A 25,789-nucleotide genomic window follows, 5' to 3' on the forward strand; every position below is an offset into this window, starting at 1 on the left:
AGATTATCATCGTTATCCATCTCTATCCGTGGATTAGACCTCTGCGGTACCCCGTTTACCGTGAGTGGCAGTTCCTCTTGGCATTCTATGAAGAATGATTACTTGTACCATCCAGATCAAGTAATTGCTGAGGATGCCAATGACTGCAAGAAAGAAATGCATAGCAATGCATAGTATTTCAGGAACGGCATCAGAATAATATGCTTGAAGGCTGAGAGTTAGACTATTTCTGTTCCGTCAGCTGATCTATGCCTGCTGATAGGTGCTTCTTGAGGCTATGCTTTCGTGCAGGTTTTCATTGTGAATTCATCATTCGTTACAGAAGGTGCCGTGTAATCTGGTTTTAGAAGACGTCACAATGATCATAGAAGGATATTATGTCCGCAAACTTTTCCGTTCTGAAAGTTCTTGGAGTTCTGATCGAACCATCTGGTCGAGGTATTCAATGGCATATCAGCATTCCAAAATGAATTAAGTCGCGGTCGATTATCGCATTATTTTACATGGCTCCATAATAGGTGCATTTTAGAAAACGCGAAACGCAAGGAATGCTATGAGAAAGCCTGCTATTGTTCCGGTGTTAATATACGGTAGTCCCGGGGCAGGCCTATCACGGTTCCAGAAATAGAGCACTGCCATGCCAACAAGCCCGCCGATCAGTGGCAGCAGCGTGAAGAACAGAATGTGTGCTATCCCGTATATCGCAGAGGAAACAACCATTATACTTGGAAGCGCAATGTCTCCAAATCCTATCATAAGTACGTTTCCCTCTCCGCGGTTATCGAAGGTGAGTCCGCGCATGCTGAACCCCCTGTTTTCTGGAAGGACAAAGAGCATGGGCAGATCAGAATCCACAGCATATCTTGCAAGGCTTATCATATGTTTTGTCTTGTATACTGCAATGTAATCGTAGATCTCAAAGGCTACGAGGAAGGCAACCGCTGCCCATACGCCGAAGGTGATGCCCCAGATCGATGATATCCCAACCGATAGGAAGAATCCAGCGGAATCAGTAATGTACCATTCGTTCCTGAACAGCATCAGGTAGAAGAAGATCATTGCGATGGCTATGGAAGCGGCAAAAATCACGTAAACATTGTACAGAAAGATTGAGAGGAGTATGAGGAAGACGTAGAATATCACGTATGCAACAACTATGGAGTATATGACCCTGAATATCCTCAATCTTCTTTTTCTGCCAAGATATATTATCACAAAGGAAAAGAGAAAGGCTGCGATTATGTATATGAAAACATAGCCAATGCCGTAGGTAGGCGATCTGTGGGCGTAGGAAGATGGCTCAGAGTTGTATATGGCAACAGCTAGAAGTATCGCAAGCAGCGATGAAAGCACGAATATAGCCATAGATATAAGTTCAGCTTTTGCTCGCATTTTTTCTCGTTCTTCTTTCCTTCTTATCGGTACCTTCCGATGTCTTGCGCTTCTTGTTGTATTCACAGCTCATATTCGGGCAGAACTTCCATCTCCTGCCGCCCCTTGATACTGCCAGTATTGGCGCGCCGCAGTATTGGCATGTTTCACCGGTCTTTATTATCTTGCCCATCTGCGGGAGCGGATAGGTTACGGTGCATTTCGGGTAGTTGCTGCACCCAAGGAACCGTTTTCCGTATTTGGATTGCCTGAGGACGAGACGCCCATGATCCGACGGGCATTCCCCATAGTCATCGTTCTCCCTGTTGAAGGTGCAGTCAGGATCGATGCATTTGATCTCCGGAGACTGTCCCTTTCTTATTATCCTGATCATTGGAAGCCCGCATACAGGGCATTTTTCATCGGAGAGCGAAATGGAGCCGTTCCTCTTTATCTTGAAGTTTATCCTGCACGACTGATCCTCGCATCTTATCGTATAGGTGAATCGATCCTTCATGAGCATTATCTTCTTGCCCTCATGGAAGGGGCAATTTCCTATGTCCTGCCCGGAATTAAGTCCCTTTGTTATTATCTCCCTCACAGACTCGGTTCTGTTCATGAAATGACTCAGCACCTCATGGAGCATTCTCTTCGATTCCTCCACGACCTCAGCCTTCCTCATCTCATTCCTCTCTATCCTGTCCATATCCTGCTCCAGCTTCGCGGTCATCTCAGGATCTGCAATGTGCGAGTTCACGGACCTCACTGCATCTATGAATGCCATGCCAAGTGGCGTTGGCCTGACAGGATTTCCCTCTATGAAGCCCCTTTCTATCAGTTTGCCTATGATGTCGTGTCTCGTGCTCTTTGTTCCAAGATTCAGATCCTCCATCTTCTTCAGCAGAGCTGACATATCGTATCTCGGTGGCGGTTTTGTCTCATCCTCTTCCATCTTCCAGTCTACCGCCTTCACCTCCTCGCCTTCAACCAGCTGTGGAAGGTAAACATCCCTGGGCTCATAACCGTATATCTGCGTCCAGCCCCTGTCCGTGGTGCGCTGCCCATTGGCGAGGAATATGTGCCCTGCTATATCTATCTCTGCTTCGGTCACGGTTTTGCTACCGTCCCGGTACAGCGTTGAGAGGAAATGTTTCAGCACGAGATCGTACACGCGGGCGTAATCGCCCTTGAGATCCTCCTTTGGTGCATCCACGGGATATATGGGTGGATGATCAGTCGTTTCCGTTCTACCTCTGGATGGAAGTATCCTATCGAATGATTCTATCTCCTTGACATATTTTGAATATGATGTATTTTCAAGCTTCTTCAGGACGGCCTTCAGATTTATGGATCTCGGATAGACTGTGTTGTCAGTCCTTGGGTAGCTTATTAGACCCCTCATGTAAAGGTTCTCGGCTATGCTCATGGCTTTAGACGGCATTATACCTATTCTTGAAGCTTCCCTGAGAAACTCAGTTGTACTGAAAGGAGCTGGCCTCCTTATGGATTCGTCCCTTGATCTGTAGGAGACAACCCTACCATTCTTTCCATTGATCGAATTGAATATGTTTTCCGCGGTGTTTCTATCCTTTATGTTTTCAGGATATCTGGCAACGAATTTCCCGTCCTTATCGAATACCACATGCAGTGTCCAGTAGGGTTCAGGTCTGAAGCTTATGATCTCCCTCTCTCTATCGACTATTATGGCCAGAGTCGGTGTCTGAACTCTTCCTGCTGAGAGGAAGGATCTGCCGAGTCTGCCTGTGGTGACTGAGAAGAACCTGGTCAGGACGGATCCCCATATGAGATCGATGGATTCCCTGGCATCAGCTGCATCAGCCAGGCTGTAATTCACCCCTATGAGATTTTTAAAGGAATCCATTATCTCGTTTCTCGTCAGAGCGCTGAACTTGGCCCTCTTAACAGATTCATCCCCATTCCTTATTATGTCGAGCGCCTCTACTCCTATCAGTTCCCCTTCTCTGTCATAGTCTGTTGCGATGACTATCTCGTGAACCTTTCCCCTGAATGAGGTGAGGGTCTGGTAGGCTATCCTGTTCTTCACGTTCTTCACTATCTTTGCATCGATCAGATCTGAAAGATCTATCTTGCTCCAGTCGCTGTATCCGCTCTCAAAGTCAGCCTCCACAATGTGTCCGGAGAGTGGTATCAGGTACGTTTTCGCTCCATCGTATTCAAATTCAAGATAGGATGTTCCTTTGGATCTGTGGGATTTGACGTTACCGCCTGAGAGGAAATAGGCTATCCTCCTGCCTGCATCAGCCTTCTCTGCAATTATTATCCTTGAGCCATCCAATATATTACCTCTTTATTCTGAAGTCGGGAAACTCCGTATAGGGAAGGTCATAGACGTCATATCGTTTCACGACAGCATAGGGCATATCAGAAACGCAGTAGTCTATCAGATCAATAACATTGCGCAGTTCCCCGGAAAAGTACCCCTCAACTGATCCATCTATCCTGTTCATCACCCAGCCCTTCACGTTGAGTTCTATCGCCTTTGACAGGGTGTTTGATCTGAAATTTATGCCCTGAACCCTTCCGTAGAATATTATCCGTCTCGTGACCAACATTACAAGACCTAATAGATCACGATGACTAATAGTTTTATGGTGGAACGCAGACGGATGCTTGCATACAGATTCCATCATAATATAAGCGAAATGGTTCAATTCCGTGCATGGCTTCTGTCTGCATCATGTATCAGAATTCATCATGCTTTCTGCTTCCGTCCTCATCGGCAGTATCCCGTATCTGATTGTGAAGAAGGCTAGCGTGATGAATCCAATCAGCGTGTTGATGGCAAAGAAGGAATACGCATCAAGCTTCATCGAATACTGAACTGCAAGAGAAAAGATGTCGGCGGATCCCACTATGATCCCAGTGAAGGCGAACGTCGATATGAACGCAATCTGGCCGCCGAAGGAATAGAAGTTCACGGTATCGGCAGTATCTGGGATCTTACCGTAAAGCCTGTGCATGTTGTATATGATCGAAGAGACAAAATATAGTGCAGTATCCACCATTATGAAGAGGTAATACTGAGTGCCCATCAGGACCTTTATGCTTATCGTTATGAGCATCGAAACGTCTATGAGCAGAAATATGAATGTGGGTGCGGCTATCTTCCACCTTATTATGCTGTTTCCGTCCAGCGGCAGCGACTTTATGAATGAAATGCCGTTGCCCTCTATGACGAGAAAGAGTATGGAATAGAATGATGCAGTGACTATTACAAAAGCCACCATGGCGTTGTAAAGCGTCACGGGATCCACCCTTGTGGTCGGTGCGTAGAGAACCTCGGACATTATGGTTGGAAATACGAAAAATATCGGCATTATGAGAAGTATCAGGTTCTGTGACTTTCTCGACGAAATCTTCAGATCCTTGGAGAAGAACGAAAATGGCCTGCTTCTCACCCTGGTTCTTGTTTGGGCATAAGCTTTTCCGTAGGATCTGGATGCCGGCTCTATAAGCCTGTAGAAGGCACGCCTGTTCATATATACGAACGACAGGCCGATCAGGAGAGTATAGGATATTGAAATGAAGTATCCTGTGAGATGAGAATAGAAACTATGGAAGAAGAACAGTGAAGACTGTATATTGAATACCGGTACGAAATAGGAATATGGGTAAGGGAGTTTTGGTATCACTCCGTTAACCAGGTTCGCATTGTAGAGTATTATCTCAAATATTGCAAAGACAAATATGAGAAATATCACCCTGCCGGCATTTCTCAGGATACTGGACACTCTCGTACGCCTTCCGCTGATCCTGCTTCCGAAAGCCACGAAGAGCGATGATCCGATGACGTATCCGAGGAGAATGGAGAAGAGACTCCATATGGCTCCTACGATGAGTATATAGATGCTGTTGAGGAGGAAGGCTGAGAGAAAGACTGCCGGAAGAACCGCAAAGAGCGAGGAGCTGCCGGTGTATATGAACCATGAAACAGCTATAACATGATCCGGGAAATCAACAGGAAGCAGTCTTAGCGGATCAAGTATATGGTTTATGTTCACCGAAACGAAGAAGAGGAGCGAATTTGATATGTTTATGAAGAGAGAATATATGAAGAGCAGAAGAACAACGCTCGATAACGTGTATATCTCATGCGAGATGAGGCTTGGAGCAACAAGTATCAGAGAAAATATCATGAAGGACAGAGATGTGGCTCCGTATGATATGTTCACGAATCTCATTATATAACTTCCTTTGTTTCTGACTCTTGCCGTTCTGGACATGAAGGACGCTGAATTCTTGAGCGCAAGATAGCGCTCTTCAATAAGTATCCTTCTGGCAAGATAGAACAGCGTCTTAGTGTTCAATCTCATCCCTCAGGTACCTTGCGACCTCCGGTACATCTTCAGCGTTTGTAAGTTTCAGAAATATCTCCTCGAGATTCTGTGAAGGTTCATTTGCGGCACTTCTGAGATCCTCTATCGTGCCGTTGGCCACGATGCGGCCGTTATACAATATGGCAACATGGTCGCACAGGGATTCCGCTATCTCAAGTATATGAGTTGAAAATACGATTATCTTTCCATGATCGCGCATGTCGGTGAGGATGCTCTTGAACAGTTTTGCTGATCTGGGGTCGAGACCGTTTATACCTTCATCGACTATCAGTATCTTCGGATCATGCATTATTGCCGATATTATGGCGATCTTCTGCCTGTTTCCGAATGAGAGCGATCCGATGAAATCATTCATGTATTCAGAAACACCGAATGCATCGATCAGGGCATCTATCCTTCTCCTGAATGTGTTCTCATCTATGCGGCGTATGGACGCTATAAAGCTGAACAGTTCAGAAGGCGTCATCGATTCATATAAAATGGGAGTCTCCGGTACATATCCTGATATCGCCTTTATCTCCAGAGGATCTTTTATGCTGTCATAACCGCACACGTTTGCCTTGCCCCTGGTCTGCTTCAAAAGACCGAGAATTATCTTCATCATGGTTGTTTTGCCAGATCCGTTTGGGCCAAGCACACCATATATGGTCCCTTCCGGTATCTCGAGCGATACATCGTCAAGGGCCAGTTTCTCGCCGTAACGCATGGAAATATTATCAAGCTTGATGGAACAGGTCATCGTATGTTCACAACAATAATAACAAAAGGACATTAATAAGTGTAGATGTGCGTCAACTACTTCTCATTGACGGAAGGAGCCAGTTGCTGGTCTCCCATCCACCCATAGATAAATGCCTTTTCGTTCTTGATCTACGATTTGTCAGCGGCCAACGCCTGAGATATGTATAATCCGTAATTCTAATAACTATTTATACAAATACTGTATTATATTATTAACTATGAAAGCAAATGAGGTATTAAATCTGCTACGAATATCATGAAAGACGGTTCATGTATACGCCTCAACGGGGAAGAAAGGTTCAATGGAGATAGGCTATGAGGATAATTCTAACTGAACAGATCTTCATCCGTGATAATGGCGTAATATCCAGAATGTGCCATGTATCAAAGAACCTATATAATCAGGTAAATTATATCCTAAGAAACCAGTTCTTCAATAAGGAAAAATTATCATCATACAAGGATCTTGCAAAACAGTTTTCAAAACCATCAGGTATAGAGGAAAACAACAATTTCCAGAAACTGCCAGCACAGACGGCACAGTGGACAATAAGAAAGGTCAAGGAATCATGGAATTCGTTCTTCAAGGCATTAAAAACATACAAAAAACATCCAGAATTATTCGATGGAATTCCGAAACCACCAAAATACAAGAATAAGGATGGAGAATTTATATTAATATTCACAAACCAGCAGTGTTCTATTGATAATGGAATATTAAAATTCCCAAAAATCATGGATCTGGAGGTGAAGACAAGATTAGATGATGTAGATCTGAGGGAAGTGCAGATTATACCATTGGGCATCGGTTATAATGTGGAGATAGTATATTCTAAAGAGATATCAGACGTATCGGAGTTAAGTCCTAAGAGAATACTGGGCATCGATATTGGTGTAATGAACATCGTAACCATTGGAAACAACATATCCGAAAAGGGTATTGCTGTCAAGGGCGGTGTTCTGAAATCAATAAACCAGTATTTCAATAAAGAGTTATCAAGATTAAAATCTATCAATGACAGGCAGAGGAAAAACAGAGAGAATACAAAAAGGATAAACAGGCTATATTTAACAAGGAACAGAAAAATAAAGGATATCATGCATAAACTATCAAAAGCAGTCATAGAATATGCCATGAATAATAAAATCGACACAATTGTAATAGGCCATAATAATAGATGGAAGCAGTCTGTGGATATCGGTAAGGAGAACAACCAGAACTTTGTGCAGATACCTTTCAATATGCTCATACAGCAGATTAAATACAAAGCAGAAGAGAAAGGGATCAATGTCATGATACAGGAGGAGAGCTATACAAGCATATGTTCGTTTCTTGATAACGAAAGCATAGAACACCACGACACGTACATGGGAAAGAGAATAAAGAGAGGTGTATTCCAGTCTGCAAATGGAACATTAATACATGCGGATCTGAATGCATCCTACAACACAATAAGAAAGGCAATCCCTGAAGCATTTGACGGGATAGAGGGTATTGGGTTATACCCGCGAAGTTTAAGCATCAAAGAGATGATAACTTCCAAAGGTGGATGTTAACATGGTTAACAGAAACCATAACCTAGCATTTATGAGGTGAAGCATTGTGATCGGCCACAGCCCTTGGAATTTTTCATATTATGGATATGTGGAGGAAGTAGTGGAATGAAAACCCAACCATGAATGTTATGAATGCGGCCAGCAGTGCAAGTAGGGATGCCCTTATGGCCATCCTGAATATGCCCACATTGATAGAGAGTGCCACAACGGCGTTTGTAAAACCCTGAACAAGAAACACAAGCGCCACAGATAGCGCAAGTGCGAGGTATTTCTGCAAGAATACAAACGGTATTATGGGTACAGCTGCGCCTATGATGTACGATATGCCCACATATATCGCTGATGTTTTGGACTCGCCCTTTATCGCCTTTATGTAATCGTGATCAACCTTTTGCCTTCTAAAAAGAATCTTTTTCTCTTCTTCAACAAGTTTGTACTCAGTCTCCGATTTCTTTGAAAGGTACGCACCGATGCTCATGCTTGCAGTACCGCTTATGCCCACAACCAGGCCGCCCAGCGCTATATCGATGTTGCTGACTATTATGGATGTGAGTCCGGCCAGCGCTGCCAATACTTCCACAAGGCCATCGCTTATGCCGTATATCATATCCTTATTCCTCTCTATGGTGTCGCTGGATTTTTCCATGGCCTTCTCGAATATCTCCTCATGTTCTATCTCTTCATCCAGAATTTCCTGAAGCCTTCGTCTGAAACTCTCTTCAAGACCAGGCCTCTTCAGATATTCGCTGTACACCCTCACGGTGGAGATCTCCCCATGTTCCAGGAGGCGGGCAGTGAGGAAGAGCCCAAGAAAGTGTCTCATGAATACAAGAAATGATACCTTTAACTTGTTGTATCTAGGTTCAGGCTTGACACCGGCCTTCTCAAGGTTCTGTCTCCAGAAATCAGAGTGTTCCTTCTCTATGGAGGAGAGCTTGGCCAGATTCTCCCTCAGATAATCGTCTTTTATCTTTCTTGATAGGACAGAATAGAAGGTCATATCGGTAAGCTCATCCCGGTAGAACTCTGACCACTGTTTCACGTCGCTGTCCATATCTTATTATCGATATCTACCTTAAATAATTATCGTTTTTTCTAGGTTGGCTGTTGCATCGGAATAAGGTCATCCTCACATTTATTCAGTACGAAATTCGTATAAGGCATACGTTTTTCATTCAATAAAATATATATTATTACTCTTAATATTGTAACTATGATGCAGGAAGAGCTCAATGGAATTAAGATAAAGGTAACGCCGCCGGGACCTGAGGCCAAGAAGATAATAGCGATGAATGATCAGTATCTTGCGAGAAGCACGCAGTCTTTGCCTGTGGTCGGAAAACTGGGCCGTGGGGTCTATGTTGAGGACGTGGATGGAAATGTCTACCTGGATTTCTCAAGCGGCATAAGTGTCACCAATCTTGGCCATGTGGATCCATACGTTACAGAGAAGGTTGAAGAACAGCTCCACAAGATGTGGCATTTTCCTGGAACAGATTTCTACACAGAGATGCAGGTGCTGGCTGCGAAGTCATTGATAGAGGTCACGCCTGGTAAATTCGAAAAGAGGGTTTTCTTCACAAACAGCGGTACAGAGAGTGTTGAGGCTGCAATAAAGGTTGCGAAATCCTACACTGGCAGGGGAATGTTCATAGGGTTCATAGGGGCATTTCACGGAAGGACGCAGGGTTCGCTTAGCTTCACGGCTTCAAAGCCAATTCATCACAGGGGTTTCTTCCCATCCATGCCGGGAGTTGAGCATGTACCATTCCCGAACCCGTACAGAAACCCATTTGGTATCGATGGATATGAGAACCCGGATGAACTTGTCAACAGGGTAATCGATTACATCGAGACCTATCTGCTCAAGACGTATGTACCACCTGAAGATGTTGCAGGAATACTTGCAGAGCCCGTTCAGGGTGAGGGTGGATACATCGTACCGCCGATGAATTTCTTCAAAGAACTGCGCAAACTGGCTGATAAATACAATATACCTCTGCTCATGGATGAGGTTCAGAGTGGATTTGGCAGGACAGGAAAATTCTTTGCGTCAGAGCACTTTGGAGTTGAACCAGACGTTATAACTCTTGCAAAGGCAATAGCGTCGGGCATACCGATGGGTGCAGTCGTGATGCGGAAGGAGATGAATTTCAAGGAAAGCGGCCTTCACTCCAACACGTTTGGAGGTAACCTGATAGCATCTGTTGCCTGCGTTGCAACCATCGATCAGATGAAGAAACTTAACGTGGTGGAGAATTCAGCAAAACAGGGTGCTTATCTCAGGAAGAGACTTGAGGAGCTTCAGTCAAAGTACGATGCCATAGGTGATGTCAGAGGTCTTGGGCTCATGCAGGCGATAGACTTTGTGAAGGACAGGAGGACCAAGGAACCGAACAACAAGCTAAGGAACACGGTGATTGATAATGCCTTCAAGCTGGGCCTGATTCTGCTTTCTACCGGTACCAGTGCAATAAGAATAATACCTCCGCTCATAATAAAGGAGGAACAGATAGACGAAGGCATAGACGTTCTTGACAGGGCAATAAAGCAGGCCCTGTGATGATTATATTACCTTTTTATTTATTATTTCAATGAATGATGATAGGGGAAGGCCGTCTTCCCATTTCATAACATAATTTCCTTCCCTAGTCTTTGCTATCTTGGGTATGATTTCGTACACCATGTTGAACCTTCCAACCGGTTTAGATTCAACAACAAATAACCTCCATGGATCTCCTTGCACATTCTTTATCCTGTAGGCATAGGTCAGGAATATTCCAGCTCTGATACACATATCATTTATTCTATTGGCCTGTTCCTGTTTTTTTCCGGATCCCTCGGAAAACATGAGGTACGGCCTAACAGACGACTTTACCTCTATGACCATGGAAAAATCATGCCTTATAGCTATCACATCCGCACCGAAGGAGCCAGCAGATCTTGTTACGTAGAACGGAGATTCTATCAGGGACATTATGACATCTGATTTTTCAGGTATCTTACTGGCATATTTCCTCACAGCCTGTTCTTTTCCGCCCAGTATGTCCCTTATCTCGCGTTCATAGGTACTTGCATTCACGATCCCATATGCCAAGTTTAAATTTAAAGGAAGATCACCGAGAGATTGAAATTCTGTGAGCTACTCCTCAGCTGAAGCTTCGAAGCTTCCTGATTCAACGACCAAACTCGATCCACATACTGCCAGATCGCATTTTCCCGTCATTGGAAACTTTCTTTCGGGCCACGTCTGGAGGATGGGTTACGGAGGTTATGATCTCCACAGGCGTGTATTCGGATCGCACCGATCCTACTCAGTTATCATCCACTTGGTTTTCATGGATGATACAAGAGAATATGGGAAGACGATCTATGAATATTTCCATTGAAGGAAGTCCGTGTATCTCCTGTACGAAGAGAGAGTTTTACTGCTTCCCTCAAACTCCTAACTTCTTTATAAAAACATTTATGCGCATCGAATTTAACATAACCTTTCATGATTATGGGAAATATCTGTGAGGTATGTATTATTGTTAACGCAAATGACAGAAGAATAATATCCAAAATTTTACGGGTTCTTCGCTGTAGAGGTATCGTCATGTTAAAACTATAACAAGCAGCAATGAAGACAGGAGCATAAATGGAATAAAATGAATTCAGATAAATTCCGTAATATAGTAGGCAAACGATTATCATGAATCTTTGAAAGTATAATCTGCTTAGTTGATATCATTCTTACTTTGATGAGAAGCGCAAAGTTAAGTAATACATATGTGAATCAATTATATAAGAATGATTGATAATCCTTGTAATAAATAAATGTAAAAGTAAAGATGATATCTATGAATCATGAAAGGAAAATTTTACTTGCTGGTTTTTTGAAATATATGGGATTCAATCGGAAAAAGATTATAAACGAAGGCATAGATAGCCGCATAAAAGCCCAAAAACTTGTCTACTTTGGGGAGGTTCTTGGTCTGCCACTGAATTATGATTTCAACCTTTATCTTTATGTGCTATACTCGTCTGGACTTACCAATGATTATTTCAGCATAACCGATGAAGAATGGGCAAATGGCAAAATCGATATTTCGACTAATGTTCCCGACTTTTTAGATCAACTCAAAGGGAGATCTGCGCTATTCTAGGAAATTGTCGCAATAATGGATTCCATAAAGACTGCAAATCTGGATGCATCTGAAGATTTCCTTATAAATGCAGAGACCGATATTAAATCGGAATAGCTCAATGAAAAGAGCGATGCTCATAAATATATCAGGGACACTTTTAAGTTCCTGAAGAAAATGAAATTACTCCAAACGGCATGCGCTATGCAACATCAGATCAACATGATAGACGTAAACGTACTCATAAACTATCTCCCGATAGATGAAATATACAAAGATCTAAGGAACAAGATAAAAAAATTCTCTAACCTTTCTAACTCTGGCGACATAAGGATCAGAATATTTGTTTATTCGCTTGAGGAGTGTTTTAAATAGCCCTTGGAAGAAAGAAATGGGAATAAAAGCTTTGATCTTTTTGATAACGGAAATGAAAGATACTAAAAGAACTTCAAGAATTTGTAAATGACGGTTTAATTTCAGTTGCAAGGGTGGATGATGTTGTATCAGAGTTTTTCCGTTATTACCGAGAAATTGATCGTCTTGACTCAAGAATATAAATTTGCGATAAGGTCGTTATGCCAGCGGTTTGTGCCGATAAAAACTCTGTAGCATTCTACATCAACGATAGCAAGATATTAAAGAGCATAAAAATACAAAATATCTACACTATTTAATCCCCTCAAAATCCGTCCTCGAACCTTGATTTACCTCGCTATTTTAAGTCTTTGTCATTATCTCTGTTCCGCAAGTGAATTAAATAATCATAGCGAGAACATCGGCCTGTTCTAATTTTGCCATCATCGCGATCCTTGCCTTGACCCGATCCAACATCATACTCTCATTAAGTTCTCTCTATACATGTTCCTCTTTATCTTAGATACAGAGCTATTTCCACTGCTAACTGCGATGGCCCTTGCTCAATTTTCTTAATTTGGGGGAATTCTATCCCGCTCAGTTCATTTATAACAGAATTATGAATACGTATTGAAGAAAGGTTTCTGATTATATTGATATGATAATCTTAGTGTAAGATTCGGAGCGGAAACCTGGCAGTGTTCCGATCTCTGAGATGGTTTTTCGATAATTGTTTCCATTCATATTCAAACAAAGTGAAATAGGTGTTGATGAGGGCATCATGTGCTATGGCAATGGGAAACGCTGAATTTGTATAAATGCAGAAAATGTATTGCATTATAATAACCTAGAAGTCCATTGAAAAATAGTTGACTAGATCTTGGTACCGTACCCGATTGGCATTTACGCATAGAAAACTGTCAATTTGAACCTCAGATCCATGTTTTGAGTGGTCAATAACTTAATGGACCATGTGCCTTCGGGAAAGTACAGGTTACTAGGGAATATTGTTGATATATCTATCCCAGGGCTGATTGTGAGTTTGTAACCAGGTCTATCATTTGGATAGTACTGCTCAACAAAGACATCAACACTCGAATTGTCCTCAAACGCAAAGACGATCTTATCGGAGGAAGCGTTGACTGTGAAATTATACCAATATGCCTGATCAGCAGTCAGTGGCAAGGTGCCATTGAACACCACGTCGCCACCAGCGGAACCCGTATTTATGGTAAGGATTGGGCCGGTAGTTTTTGTATTCGATATCTGGCTGTCTTCATCATTATTTAAGGTGTGTATGAGTAACGCCAGAAGAATTATAATCACTATTATGGACAGCAAAGTCCTTATTTTTTTCTCCAATCCATAACACCCCATATGCTGGGCATGAAATACAAGATGAGAAGGATTATAATTACATACGATAGGAGCGCTCCCAGGATCCACGCCGGAAAGTACTGGTTAGGGAGTGAAAAAAAGCCTCCGCCGGAGATTCTTACAGTTGTAAAGCCTAGATATGTGTCAGCCAATGATAGTGGGCTCCCTGGAAATAACACGGAGATTCCGGCGTAGAGATATTTCACAGCAGGTGAGTCGTTCACGGAGATGAGATATGGGTATATGTTAAATATTACAAGGTAAAAGATGACGCTTAATATTACCGAGGTGGATCTTTTCATCGAAATCCTAGAGAAAATGAGACCTAGTAGAACCGATGGCAGCATCGAGATAAACAGTATGGCGATATCTGTCATGAACAGGCCCAGACTGAAACCTTCATCAATATAGGTCTTGGTATGGGTAAGGAATACGCTTGGTGGGCCTGAATATCCGAAGATGTAATTGTATATCAAATGATCTACCACAATCTCCACATGGTTAGATAGCGTCCCGTAACGGATCAGGAGCATAAAAATGAAGCCGGCTACGGCTGTGAGCGTCAATACGCCAGCGAATATTATATTAAAAATAAGGCGGGCAACATCTAGTCCGGTCGTATCATGCGTACTGGATCTTATCACGTCGTATGTTCCGTTTTCTTTTTCCTCGGATATGCTCAGTGATGGATATACCATGAAAAGTATAAAGAATGAAACGAAGGAACCTGAAAAGGTGGCGAGTGAGAACTGCAGGGGCATAGTCCCGTATATAGGCGTATTCCATGCAAGTTCTGCGGTTGAGACCATGGCGAGCAGAAAAGTAGCAAGTACCATCATGGGTGCTGCAGTAGATCGTTTCATCAGGATGAACTGCTTCTTGATTTCAGCTCTGAACTGTACCGCTAACGTCATTCAATACATCTCCATATATCTCTGCGATTGTTAAGTCCCTGAACTCCAGAACCCTTAGACCGCTATGAACCAGTATCGAGTTCAGATCTTCCTGCGTACTGTCGGCGCCGATTCTAACATATGGAAACCTAGACATATCGTACTTTAAGCCAAGTGATTTCAACACATCATCAACTTTTTCGTACTCTGCGGCAAACCTTACAACCTTCATCCATTCCAGCGGAAGCTCTATCCTCCTCACAATTCTCCCGCTGTCGATCACGATCACCTCATCTGCTATGCTGTCTATGTACGATATGTTGTGGGAACTAAGTACCACAGCCTTGTTATGCATCTTCATATCCCTGATCATGGCGACGATCTCCTCGCTTGAGGTCTGATCGACGCCATCAAACGGTTCATCAAATATAACGACATCAGGATTCTGTGCCATCGCTACGGCCACCGACAGCTTCCTCCTCATACCCTTGGAAAGGTGTGATGCAAGGACCTTGGAACTGCCCATAATGTTCAGCCTTGATAGTATACGCTCATAATCCGAATGCCCTTCAGATATATCATAGAAGAACTTCACGTTTTCCTCCACGTTTAGAGTCGGGTATATACCCATATTCTCGGGGACGTAGGAGACCCTCCCGTGCACAATCACCCTACCCTCGGTGGGTTTGAGCACATTCGCCATTATCTTCAACGCAGTGCTCTTTCCAGCGCCATTCCTTCCGATAAGGGCAAGGCACATACCCTCTTGAAGCTTTACGCTGAACCCTTCCAGGGCCTTTTTGGTATTTCTGATTCCGTATCTCTTGCCAACGCCGGTCATCTCCAGCAACACATCGTTCATCTCATCACCATATTTTCACTATACGGCAGAGCTGACAAGCTTCACAGTGCCGTTGTCAACCCATATGAAATCGTTTGGTAAGAAGAGGTTTGGAATACCATAACCTGCTCCACCTACCATATTCGCATACATTATGTAGTAGCCATTTGGTGCTGGCATGAACGATAGAGGGATGGAGTTGTATACGGTTTCGTTCCAGTAAGCAACGGTCTTGGGATGTTCGTTTGATAGATAGAAGTGTACAACACCAGATAGATAAATGTTTGACATGCCTGGAGGGATTACTCCGGAGCTGCGATCCTTAGCATCAGTTATGTTCGGGCCGGCATATACTACATGTATCCCCTCAATGTATTGAGTCTCCGGAAATGTGAATTTGGTCAGGAAGTTTGTTGAGTTTATTACAGCAGATATATAGAATGCCACTGAGCCGTTATTCAATGGCTTAACGCTGACATCTATGCCAATGTACGGCTGCGAATGCTCCTTGACATAGTCGTGATAATAGACGATGCCTGAAACGACGACAATCAGCGCTATCAATACCGCAATTATTATTTTCCTCGGACTGGCCATTTTATACCTCCATATAAAATTTATAATAAAAATATTGTCATTATATCATTGCTGTGTTGGAATCCCAAACGTATAGCTATTTTCAACCCAATAGTAATGGGTAAACGCATTTAACCAGCCCCAGTAATGAGCAAAATGACCGCCCTCCGTCAATGATACGTAGTCATATTTTTTCAGATGATCACCTGGTGATATGATCCACAATATATATATAATTTTCTTTTTTAAATTATATATCAGGAATATAAATGATCTATCCGATTATTTGCATCTTATTGTGGCAAAACCCTGCAGAATTACAATATCTCACTATGCAAATTACGGAATTATGTCAATGACGTTCTACGAGGGCGTCGTCAATCACGTATCCCTAAATTCTCAGTGTCTATAGGAAGAAGTATAAAAATTTAAAACATTGCCTATCATCGATATATACTCGAGTATAGCATGCTTTCAGCGTATGCATATTGCACAACTGAATGAAGTGCCGGAAATCCTTAGGATCACGATGATCTTCATCTTAATTTAAAAGAGAAGTTTGGGATTTGAAGGAAGCTATAAATCTCAACAGCTTTATCGACGAGATATACAGACTTCCCTCAATGTAAAGTTTTATGTATGGTCTTCCCATATTATTTTGTATCCTCCACGATAACCAAGTGGACGATGCTTTAGTAGGATCGGTGCGATCCGAATATACGCCTGTGGAGATCGCTACTTCGGGCTTGTACGGAATATATCCATACAGGCAGATGTCTCTTCGCTTTAAGGAAGCTCCGATGCTTTAGCTGAGGAGTAGCTCACTTGATGGACTTGCATTATCTGTCCTTAGAAGCAACTCCAACCATCCTTTCTATTATTACCCCGACACCGTTCTTGTTCGAACAATATTTTCGAATTAAGGATGAGGGAGCAATTGAAGAAATTTTTGGATTTCAGAACGCCATAATCCCAGTATTTTCTACATTGGTACTGATTTTTCTCATAAATTTCTATAAAATGAGCTTTCCTTATAATGTGGGATGACAAAATACAGAAAAGTATATATATCTTTATGACGTTGTCAGACGTATGGGAGATATAACGGATCTGCTGTCCAAAGTTTCCATCGATGATGTTTACGATGACTGGGATGACCAGGCATCAACTGGCCTCCCGGAGGATGCAGAGATTGAGAATGTTTACAAGACGCTTAATGTTAAGATAAAGGTCATCGGCTGCGGAGGCGGCGGATCAAATACCGTTAACAGGCTTTACGAAGATGCACTAAAAAACACGGATCTTATAGCCATAAACACGGATGCCAGCCATCTTAGATCCATGAAGGTCAGGCACAAACTTCTCATCGGCCAGAAGACGACGAAGGGCCTCGGTACCGGAGCAGACCCGAAGGTGGGAGAGGAGGCTGCAATAGAGGAGATAGTGGCCATAAAGAAGATGGTTCAGAACACGGATATAACATTCGTCACAGCAGGCCTCGGCGGCGGAACGGGTACTGGCTGTGCACCGGTCATTGCCAGGGCCGCAAAGGAGGCAGGATCCATAGTTATATCGGTTGTTACTCTGCCGTTTGAATCAGAGGGCCAGCTGAGGATGGACAATGCAGTCATAGGGCTGGAAAAACTTGCCCAGTTCTCAGATACGCTTGTTGCCATACCGAACCAGCGGCTCCTGAGCGAGGTACCAAATGCCGAGATGAAGGCTGCATTTGCATACGCCGATAGAGTGCTTGCTGATACCATAAGGTCGATAGTGGAAATAATAACGAAGACCGGGATAATAAACATAGACTATTCTGACATAAAGACGGTAATGCAGTCTGGTGGAGTTGCTCTTATAGGCATGGGGCAGTCAAAGAAGGGTGGAGACCGCATAATGACGGCGCTTGAAGAGGCAATGAAACCAAGGCTCATAGATGTTGATGTGAGCACCGCAAAGGACTGCGTATTCAAGATAATAGCACCTCCAGACATCACGGTCAGTGAAGTCGGAAAGGCTATGGATGAGATAAAGAAGAGGATAAATTCAAGATCCAGAATCATATGGGGCCTTACCATAGACAAGAACCTCGACAAGGAGGTCAAAGTGCTCATATTCATGACGGGCGTGAGCTCTGCTTATCTTGTGAAGGATGTCGAAAGTGCTAGAAAACTGGCCAGCCTTTTCACCGGAGCATATGCCGCAGAGATAGATTCCGTGAACTGAAGATCATTATCTGAAATGATACGGGTTCAATATACAACATTTTTTTCGCGGAATTTTTACTTGTTATGAGGTTTTTTAACAATATAGATAAACATTTTCTTTAACCTGAACATTACCGCCTGATGGTAGACTCCCGTCTGGTACTGGCAATCGACGTCATGGACAGATCCAGAGCCCTGGAAATAGCGCATTCTCTTCGTAACAGCGTCTTCGCCGTGAAGATAAACTGGCCGCTCATCCTTGCAGGGTCCGGATCGATCATAGGTGAGATTGCCAAGATCACACGCGTTATATGTGATTTCAAGGTGGCCGACATACCCAATACAAACAGCCTGATAGCTAGATTTGCGAGGGATCAGGGGGCCTGGGGTATAATATCTCATTCATTCATCGGTTTTGAATCCATAAGATCAGTTGTTGAAGCTTCAGGTGACATGAAGGTGTTCTCTGTTGTAGCCATGTCCCATCCAGGTTCTGATCTGATAAATGGAAACTATGAGAAGCTGATGGATATTTCGGAAAGAGCGGGGGTATACGGCTATATAGCGCCAGGAAATAAAATATCGGATCTGGCATCGATAAGGAAGAGGACGGAGAAAGTCATAATGTCGCCAGGCATAGGCTCACAGGGGGGAAAAGCTTCAGATGCCGTGAAAGCTGGGGCAGATCTCATAATAGTGGGAAGATCGATATACGAGAGCAGCGATCCAGTGAGGGCCGCTGAGATGATAAATATGGAGATACTTAAATCCAAGACAGAATCGTGAAACACCCGGCAATCAAAATGCTAAATAGATAATGTTTGATAGGCATATATGTACATACTCAGGACAAGGATCGAGGGAACAATAACACAGCAGCTTTACAGATCATTCTATCCAATATTGTCCTATGCTGAAAATAAACGATCTGTTGCCGGTCTGATAATTGTTTTCAATTCCGGTGGAGGCGATGCGGTTGCATCGCAGCTCATGTTCGAGATGGTCAGGAAGATAAGAAAGAAGAAGCCAGTATATTCATTCGTGCAGGGTATATGTGCCTCCGGCGCCTACTGGATCTCGGCTGGATCTTCAAAGATATACTCACTTGAAACCTCAATAATAGGATCCATAGGAGTAATATCAATGATACCTTATATAAAACCGCTTTTAGACAGGATAGGCGTCGAGATGAGGACCTACAAGGTTGGAAAATATAAGGATATGCTCTCATACTACAGGGAACCAAGCCAGGAGGAGAGCGATCACTACATGAGAGTGCTCAACGATGTGTATGCGAAGTTCAGGGACTCTGTCATGTCGGAGAGAAAAATTTCATCAGAAAGGATGGATGAGATAGCTCAGGGGCAGATTTTCTCATCGTCCATGGCCTTGGAAAACCATCTGATCGACGGAGTCGGCACCATGGACGCGATGATGGACGATATGTACAGGGATATGGGCAGAAAATACAGGGTAAAGGATATAGTCCCGAGGAAGCCGTGGCTGATGAGATTCCTGGGCACCTGAATCGATTGCGAGATGATCAGGATGAGGATGATTCAGGTTCTTGGTACATCATCAGGTTCAGGGAAGACGACCATAGCTATGGCGCTTTGCAGAATATTCTCAAGAAGGGGTTACAAGGTTGCGCCGTTCAAGGCCGTGAACATGTCTCTGAACTCCGTCATAGTCGATGGTGAGTACGAGATCGCCAGAGCCCAGTGGCTGCAGGCAAAGGCTGCCGGGACAGTTCCAAGCAAGTTGATGAATCCTATACTCCTCAAGCCAGAAGGTATGGGTTCTAGCCAGGTCATATTCTTCGGAAAGTCGATTGGCAAGAAAACCATTGAAGAATACTATGATTTCATCATGAAAGAAGGGAGAAAAGCCATAAGAGAAGCCATAGACGCTTTATCTGAAGATTATGACGTCATAGTGGCTGAAGGTGCCGGTTCTCCGGCAGAGATAAATCTCACGGACAGAGACCTTGCCAATACTTACGTTTCGTCAATATACGGCACACCATCCATTCTTGTTGGGGATATAGAGAGGGGCGGCGTATTTGCGTCTCTATACGGAACAATTTCTCTTATGCCGAGGGCTGATCTTGTGAGATGGATGCTGATCAATAAAATGCGCGGGGACAAATCGATGCTTTATTCTGGTATAAGGAAGATCGAGGAGATCACTGGTAGAAAGGTGCTTGGCGTTGTCCCCTATTATGAGATGAAGCTTCCCGGTGAAGATTCCTTTGACTATCAGCATCCAAAATCTTTGGATTCAAAGATTGCTATTGTAAGATATCCATTTATGGAGAATTACAGCGATCTCGATCCGCTCATATACACAGACACGGGGTACAACTATATAACTGCAGAGAACGCCGATGATCTTTCAGATGCCGATACCATAGTGCTGCCTGGTTCCAAGAACGTGTTTGCGGATCTTGAATACATGAGAAGGGCAGGCATCGATAGGATCATAGAGAGAAACGTCGGAAGGGCAAAAATAATAGGAATATGCGGCGGCTATCAGATGCTTGGCCGTACAATAACAATGGGAGATACAGTTGTAAGAGGGCTGGGTCTGCTCAATGCCGAGACGTATTATGAAAATGTAAAAACAACAAGATCCGTAAGATTTCGCGTCAGAAACAGCATAGCAGACGGATCATGGGAGGACGGGTATGAGATCCACTATGGGAAGGTTGTAAATACCGGTGATGAGCCCATGAACGAAACATCCTATGGGGTGGAAGGAAACGCTGATCCAAGAACTATGGTATTTGGAACCAACATACATGGAATACTGGGCAGCAAATCCATATTCAGGCTTATAACAGGCAAAGACATAGGCGATCCTGATCAGCATCTGATTTCTGAAATAGATCGTTTTGCCGATATTGTCAGCGCATCAATATCCATGGATGATCTGTTTGATTACGTGGAGGGGCGTTCAGCATGATCACCGGATCGTAATCCAAAGTACGACGCATTCATGGGCATTATGTGGCCAAGGCATAAACGGTATATATAGAGATTTTTCATAGAACATAGAAATATGATCATCATACTCTTACCCGCAAATGGATCTGCGGTAAAACAGAGGTTTTGATGGAAGCTGAAAGCCCAGATACTTAGCTATGGAAAGTTCTATAAATATATGGATAATGTCTATATACAATGATAATGGCTGCCAGACCTATGCTATACCCATACAACGGGGAGAGAGGATCATCGTATGATTACCCTGGCCGCCATGGATTTGCACACAGCTATTTTCTCAAATGCGGAAGAAGATATCATATAACGGATAAAAATGCTGAAGAATCTTACCCTAAATGTATCAGAACAGCGAGGATGCAGTTCGATCTTGAGAATACGCATCCGCGGATCTGCAGGGTCAATTCCAGATCAGATCGAACATGTCGCTGTGATGTGTGCGATCCAGCCATGGACGGTGATCAGAGCGCATCAAAAAATATAAACAAGATAGGATTGATCAAGCCAAGATCAATGTGTTTGAATACACGCATGGGGAATTCGCAACCTCTGATCCTGGCGAAGCAATAACAAGTACAAGCGAAGTCAATTTCGCTGAAAGGGCGCCAGATGGCTTCATATCAGGATCAGCTAAGAAATAAGTAAAGATCCATACAACAGAAATATGAACCCTCGGAATATGGCAGATTCAATGACTTGATGACAGGCAGTACCATGCAGAAGATCGATACAGCCGGAAAACTGGTGGACGTATGAATAATCTGATCATAATGATAATAGTGCTGATAGGTGCAATTGCGATAGATATAATCTTCGGCGAACCGAAGGAATACATACATCCAGTTGTTTTCTCGGGAAGAGTTTCGAAAAGGATCGAGGGTTATTTCAGGCGGAACGATAACAGAATACTGGCAGGATCAATATTTGCCGTTTCTGTAATAATCATAACAGCAATACCATATTTTCTCGCAATTTATCTCTCAAGTTTTGTTGTTGTCATCTATGTGATCGTTTCCATGGTTGTGCTGAAGACAACCTTTTCCATCTCATCGATGGGGGATCATATACGTTTGATCGTGGAATCGCTGAAAAACGGCAATATAAACGATGCGCGCGTCTATCTTTCAAGGGTTGTAAGGAGAGACACTACAAATCTTAATGAAAATGAAATATCCTCTGCTGCGATAGAGACGATTGCAGAAGGACTTGTGGACGGCTATATGACGCCGCTGTTTTTCTTCATCTTTTTAGGTATACCTGGGGCATTCATAGCCAGGATAATAAACACGCTGGATTCCATGTACGGATATAAGGACAGGCAGAACTTTGAATTTGGCAGGTTTTCAGCCCTCATGGATACCGTTATAAACTACATACCGGCCAGACTATCATGGTTTTTCATCGGGTTCTCAGCAGATGTGCTGAACTACAGGCACAAGATCATAAGCCCATTGAAATATATAAGGAGGTTTGACAGCGTTAATGCTGGATGGCCCATATCAACCATAGCGTGCGCACTGAACCTCAGGCTTGAGAAGAAAGGTTCATACATAGTAAATGATGATGGATACCCGCCCTCGGTAAAAGACATAGAGCGTACGATGAGGGTGTTCTATGTTGCTGTTTACTCCTACACAATAATATTCGTTCTGCCTCTGCTGGTGGCAATGGCCTTCATATTGTGACATTATTGGCCTGCCTTTGAAAAGCACAGAATATCGAATATCTTGCGATATTACCAGAAGATAGGTAGGGTGTGGAATGTGAGTAAAGTTTCTTATATATAAGTTAAATTGACTTTTATGGGTACACAGATCTCAGGTATCATAGGGCCATTTGCTCAATCCCTGTCATCAATAGGCCCGATGCTTAACATAATAGGTCTTTTTTCAATAATAGCTTCAATAGATTACCGTTTCCTCTTTTACATAGTGCTTATAGCATTTGCACTTTCTGCATTGAATATCTATATGCCTTACAAAGCCTCAAGAATGATGCGATCAAACGGTGGTTATTATGCAATAACAGGGACCATCTCGGGAAAGACCGCGGGAATAACCACAGCTTACCTGTATCTGATATACGGATTCTCTGCTCTCCCTTCCATAACCCTTTTTCTGATGTCGTTTTCCTCGTTTTTCATAGACAATTCATATCTGACTATGGCAATACCCATTCTCTATACTGCGCTGGCAGTATATGTAGTATCCAGAGGCGTCGGGAGATCCGTAGATGTGATGAAGGTATTTGGCCTGGCTGAGATCGCGTTCATAATTGCGGTGGATGCGATCATGCTTGCGCATCATACAGGATCCATCGTGGAAATTAAGGATGTGAATCTTGGCAGCGGAAGCCTCTGGAGTGGACTGCTGTTCGGCATGCTTATGTTTTCTGGTGCCGGATCTGCCTTCTTCATAACGGAAAACACCAGGGATGGCAGGAGAAAGGTTCCCTATGGAATTCTCACGGCCTTTGCGATATCTGGATCACTGATGGTACTTTCTGCGTACGCTGTACAGGTATTTCTAGGCGCGCGTATGATCTCATATTCAGTGAATCCTTATCTTATAGTGGATTACATCCGATCCTCTGCGGGATCGTTCATATACGCTGCGTTCATCGTTTTTTCGCTTTCAAGTTCCTTCAACCTAACCGTGGGCTATCTCAATTCATTCAGAAACGCCGTTGTGCGAATGTCGCTTGATGGAATCATAAACATGAATATGAGAGGATTCTATGCAGCCATATTAATAATAAATATAGCGGTTTCATGGGCCCTATACCTATCGGTGGGTGCATTCTATGGGTTTGTCATAATCAGCGGCATCGTATCCGCGATGTTCCTGACGGTGCATCTCATCACCACGGGATCCATCGCCAGAAGGATGGCTTCATCCAGGGCGGTGCTATCTATCACCATTCTTTCAGCCTCTTTCGCACTGCTCATGGTTACGCTTATGTATTCACTGGTGGCCGATATAGGATCGGATCCAGCGATAGGAATAATTTATGGTCTGCTTGTCGTTCTCACCCTGATCTTCGTATTTCTGATATACAGAAACGCCGCAAAGAATACAGTCAAATTTGGAGCTGAGGAGTTATGATGCCAGAGGATGTCATCGTTGGAAATTCCATAGAAAAACTCGATCTTTCCATGGATAATACCCTGTTCGTTCTGCTTGCCGGAACGACAGAAGTTTCGCTACGCCCTGGAATAACCGCAGCAGGAGCATCTCCTGAGGCTACAAGGCTCACGCCTACGGTGGACTCCGAGATCGTGGGCGAGGGGAGGTGCCTGAGCATGTCGGAACCACCCATGACACCCGAGGGCATACCCACTCCAGCCATTGTGTCAAAGGCAATACTCACGCTTACTGGACTGAAATACATTATAGTGAATGGAGGATTTTCCTTCAGGCCGAAGACAGATTACCTGGAGACGAACATAGTGCCATCAAAGGATCCATCAAGGGAGAGGGCCATAGTTGATGCTGAGAAGGTAATGGAATCCGGATATCGACTTGGGAAGATCCTGGACGGAAGATACCGAAACATAATGGTAGGAGAAAGCTTTCCCGGCGGTACTACCACAGCTTACATAGTTCTGAGGGCCATGGGTATAAAAACAGATACCAGCAGTTCAATGCCGGTGGATCCGGACTTGTTGAAGAAGGAACTGGCGGAGGAAAGCTTCAGAAGAAAGGCCGTCTATTCCCCTCTGGATGCAGCCATTGAATACGGCGATAATCTCATGATCTTCATGATAGGCATGTCAAGGGCTGTACGCAGTTCAAACCTCATACTGGCAGGCGGCACTCAGATGGCCAACGTTGCTGAACTGATAGAAAGAATCAACGGAAGATCAGAACCGATAGTAGCGACCACTTCATGGGTTTACTCGCACAGGAGCAAGCTCTTCAGAGATCTTGGACTCGAAAGGCGTACCATAGTATCTGTGATGAATTTCGGTGGAATGAGGAACATTGGACTGCGATACTATGATCAGGGCCATGTCCGCGAAGGCGTAGGTATGGGCGGATTATATGCTGTGGCAAGGCTGGCAGGCTTCACAAAGGAGGCCATAAACTCTTCGATTGACAGTTTTTATAGCAGTTTCTTGCAAATATGATGATCAGGCAATGTTCTCAGTCAACCAAGTTAAAATACCTGTTGCGGATTTTTATCCCTGCGAATTCAGGGATCACTTTTTTTATATTCTAAACAACGTTTATTATCAGACACTGATAAGAAACCGTTACTATACTCTTATGACAAGAGGAATTCGCGGGATAGATCTGTTCTTCGAAGATCAGCAGACGGGACAGCACATAAAGGATGTTATAGATAGGATAAGAAAAGATGCG

General features: G+C 43.5%; 25 protein-coding genes. 14 read left to right on the forward strand and 11 right to left on the reverse strand.

The genetic code is table 11. From position 1 onward, the window contains the following. Window positions 1-525: 525 nt before the first annotated feature. The 5 genes from DMB44_RS00285 to DMB44_RS00305 all read right to left on the reverse strand — a co-directional run bounded on the left by DMB44_RS00285 (window position 526) and on the right by DMB44_RS00305 (window position 6,489). Window positions 526-1,392, reverse strand: a complete 867-nt coding sequence (locus DMB44_RS00285; RefSeq protein WP_237265187.1) for a presenilin family intramembrane aspartyl protease PSH — start codon at window positions 1,390-1,392, stop codon at window positions 526-528. Further along, on the reverse strand, window positions 1,376-3,688 hold the full coding sequence (locus DMB44_RS00290; protein ID WP_110640074.1) for a DNA topoisomerase I: 2,313 nt from the start codon (window positions 3,686-3,688) through the stop codon (window positions 1,376-1,378). Before DMB44_RS00290 ends, DMB44_RS00285 begins: the two co-directional genes overlap by 17 nt. 4 nt (window positions 3,689-3,692) lie before the next feature. After that, window positions 3,693-3,965, reverse strand: a complete 273-nt coding sequence (locus DMB44_RS00295) for an acylphosphatase (RefSeq protein ID WP_110640075.1) — start codon at window positions 3,963-3,965, stop codon at window positions 3,693-3,695. Between the two features lie 123 nt (window positions 3,966-4,088). Then, window positions 4,089-5,726: a permease gene (locus DMB44_RS00300; RefSeq protein WP_237265188.1), complete on the reverse strand. Its 1,638-nt coding sequence runs from the start codon at window positions 5,724-5,726 to the stop codon at window positions 4,089-4,091. Continuing rightward, complete coding sequence (locus tag DMB44_RS00305) at window positions 5,710-6,489, reverse strand: ABC transporter ATP-binding protein (RefSeq protein ID WP_110640076.1); 780 nt, start codon at window positions 6,487-6,489, stop codon at window positions 5,710-5,712. Before DMB44_RS00305 ends, DMB44_RS00300 begins: the two co-directional genes overlap by 17 nt. A 317-nt stretch (window positions 6,490-6,806) precedes the next feature. Here DMB44_RS00305 and DMB44_RS00310 point away from each other — a divergent pair, with 317 nt between their 5' ends. Further along, complete coding sequence (locus tag DMB44_RS00310; RefSeq protein ID WP_110640077.1) at window positions 6,807-8,048, forward strand: RNA-guided endonuclease TnpB family protein; 1,242 nt, start codon at window positions 6,807-6,809, stop codon at window positions 8,046-8,048. A 73-nt stretch (window positions 8,049-8,121) separates the two neighbouring features. On the opposite strand, the gene DMB44_RS00315 is transcribed toward DMB44_RS00310, so the two are convergent. After that, window positions 8,122-9,102, reverse strand: coding sequence for a VIT1/CCC1 family protein (locus DMB44_RS00315; RefSeq protein WP_110640078.1), 981 nt, complete (start codon window positions 9,100-9,102; stop codon window positions 8,122-8,124). 159 nt (window positions 9,103-9,261) lie between these two features. On the opposite strand from DMB44_RS00315, the gene DMB44_RS00320 reads away from it, so the two are divergent. Beyond that, window positions 9,262-10,611: an acetyl ornithine aminotransferase family protein gene (locus DMB44_RS00320; RefSeq protein ID WP_110640079.1), complete on the forward strand. Its 1,350-nt coding sequence runs from the start codon at window positions 9,262-9,264 to the stop codon at window positions 10,609-10,611. 3 nt (window positions 10,612-10,614) lie between these two features. Here the strand turns inward: DMB44_RS00320 and DMB44_RS00325 are convergent, their stop codons facing one another. Continuing rightward, window positions 10,615-11,130: a hypothetical protein gene (locus DMB44_RS00325; RefSeq protein ID WP_110640093.1), complete on the reverse strand. Its 516-nt coding sequence runs from the start codon at window positions 11,128-11,130 to the stop codon at window positions 10,615-10,617. Between the two features lie 55 nt (window positions 11,131-11,185). Between DMB44_RS00325 and DMB44_RS00330 the strand changes: the two genes are divergently transcribed. The 3 genes from DMB44_RS00330 to DMB44_RS09210 all read left to right on the forward strand — a co-directional run bounded on the left by DMB44_RS00330 (window position 11,186) and on the right by DMB44_RS09210 (window position 12,550). Then, a complete protein-coding gene (locus DMB44_RS00330; RefSeq protein WP_110640080.1) occupies window positions 11,186-11,437 on the forward strand; it encodes a hypothetical protein in 252 nt (83 codons plus the stop codon). Between the two features lie 453 nt (window positions 11,438-11,890). Beyond that, a complete protein-coding gene (locus DMB44_RS00335) occupies window positions 11,891-12,196 on the forward strand; it encodes a hypothetical protein (RefSeq protein ID WP_110640081.1) in 306 nt (101 codons plus the stop codon). A 183-nt stretch (window positions 12,197-12,379) separates the two neighbouring features. Then, window positions 12,380-12,550, forward strand: coding sequence for a hypothetical protein (locus tag DMB44_RS09210; RefSeq protein ID WP_153280096.1), 171 nt, complete (start codon window positions 12,380-12,382; stop codon window positions 12,548-12,550). Between the two features lie 882 nt (window positions 12,551-13,432). Here the strand turns inward: DMB44_RS09210 and DMB44_RS00340 are convergent. Genes DMB44_RS00340 through DMB44_RS00355 form a run of 4 tightly spaced genes read right to left on the reverse strand, consistent with a single transcriptional unit; the run spans window position 13,433 to window position 16,237 of the window. After that, window positions 13,433-13,891 carry a hypothetical protein gene (locus tag DMB44_RS00340; RefSeq protein ID WP_110640082.1) on the reverse strand — a complete coding sequence of 153 codons (459 nt, stop codon included), beginning with the start codon at window positions 13,889-13,891 and terminating at the stop codon, window positions 13,433-13,435. Beyond that, a complete protein-coding gene (locus tag DMB44_RS00345) occupies window positions 13,876-14,820 on the reverse strand; it encodes a hypothetical protein (RefSeq protein ID WP_110640083.1) in 945 nt (314 codons plus the stop codon). The genes DMB44_RS00340 and DMB44_RS00345 overlap by 16 nt, the downstream gene beginning before the upstream one ends. Next, a complete protein-coding gene (locus DMB44_RS00350; protein ID WP_110640084.1) occupies window positions 14,792-15,661 on the reverse strand; it encodes an ABC transporter ATP-binding protein in 870 nt (289 codons plus the stop codon). Before DMB44_RS00350 ends, DMB44_RS00345 begins: the two co-directional genes overlap by 29 nt. A gap of 18 nt (window positions 15,662-15,679) precedes the next feature. Continuing rightward, window positions 15,680-16,237: a hypothetical protein gene (locus DMB44_RS00355; protein WP_110640085.1), complete on the reverse strand. Its 558-nt coding sequence runs from the start codon at window positions 16,235-16,237 to the stop codon at window positions 15,680-15,682. A 659-nt stretch (window positions 16,238-16,896) separates the two neighbouring features. Between DMB44_RS00355 and DMB44_RS09585 the strand changes: the two genes are divergently transcribed. The 9 genes from DMB44_RS09585 (at window position 16,897) to DMB44_RS00395 (ending at window position 25,554) form a co-directional block, all read left to right on the forward strand. Continuing rightward, window positions 16,897-17,025, forward strand: a complete 129-nt coding sequence (locus DMB44_RS09585) for a hypothetical protein (RefSeq protein ID WP_255414295.1) — start codon at window positions 16,897-16,899, stop codon at window positions 17,023-17,025. Between the two features lie 283 nt (window positions 17,026-17,308). Further along, window positions 17,309-18,442: a cell division protein FtsZ gene (gene ftsZ, locus DMB44_RS00360; RefSeq protein WP_110640086.1), complete on the forward strand. Its 1,134-nt coding sequence runs from the start codon at window positions 17,309-17,311 to the stop codon at window positions 18,440-18,442. A gap of 122 nt (window positions 18,443-18,564) precedes the next feature. Then, complete coding sequence (gene pyrF, locus DMB44_RS00365) at window positions 18,565-19,209, forward strand: orotidine-5'-phosphate decarboxylase (RefSeq protein ID WP_110640087.1); 645 nt, start codon at window positions 18,565-18,567, stop codon at window positions 19,207-19,209. A 48-nt stretch (window positions 19,210-19,257) separates the two neighbouring features. Next, window positions 19,258-19,950: a signal peptide peptidase SppA gene (gene sppA / locus DMB44_RS00370; RefSeq protein ID WP_110640088.1), complete on the forward strand. Its 693-nt coding sequence runs from the start codon at window positions 19,258-19,260 to the stop codon at window positions 19,948-19,950. 21 nt (window positions 19,951-19,971) lie between these two features. Next, a complete protein-coding gene (locus DMB44_RS00375; RefSeq protein ID WP_237265189.1) occupies window positions 19,972-21,387 on the forward strand; it encodes a cobyric acid synthase in 1,416 nt (471 codons plus the stop codon). A gap of 553 nt (window positions 21,388-21,940) precedes the next feature. Continuing rightward, complete coding sequence (locus DMB44_RS09590; RefSeq protein ID WP_255414296.1) at window positions 21,941-22,066, forward strand: hypothetical protein; 126 nt, start codon at window positions 21,941-21,943, stop codon at window positions 22,064-22,066. Window positions 22,067-22,177: 111 nt separating this feature from the next. Further along, window positions 22,178-23,110 carry a cobalamin biosynthesis protein gene (locus DMB44_RS00385; RefSeq protein WP_237265190.1) on the forward strand — a complete coding sequence of 311 codons (933 nt, stop codon included), beginning with the start codon at window positions 22,178-22,180 and terminating at the stop codon, window positions 23,108-23,110. Between the two features lie 117 nt (window positions 23,111-23,227). Next, window positions 23,228-24,529 carry an APC family permease gene (locus DMB44_RS00390; protein ID WP_110640090.1) on the forward strand — a complete coding sequence of 434 codons (1,302 nt, stop codon included), beginning with the start codon at window positions 23,228-23,230 and terminating at the stop codon, window positions 24,527-24,529. Beyond that, on the forward strand, window positions 24,529-25,554 hold the full coding sequence (locus DMB44_RS00395; RefSeq protein WP_237265191.1) for a nicotinate-nucleotide--dimethylbenzimidazole phosphoribosyltransferase: 1,026 nt from the start codon (window positions 24,529-24,531) through the stop codon (window positions 25,552-25,554). The genes DMB44_RS00390 and DMB44_RS00395 overlap by 1 nt, the downstream gene beginning before the upstream one ends. Window positions 25,555-25,789 lie beyond the last annotated feature (235 nt).

The organism is Thermoplasma sp. Kam2015 (genome assembly GCF_003205235.1).
Classification (GTDB): domain Archaea; phylum Thermoplasmatota; class Thermoplasmata; order Thermoplasmatales; family Thermoplasmataceae; genus Thermoplasma.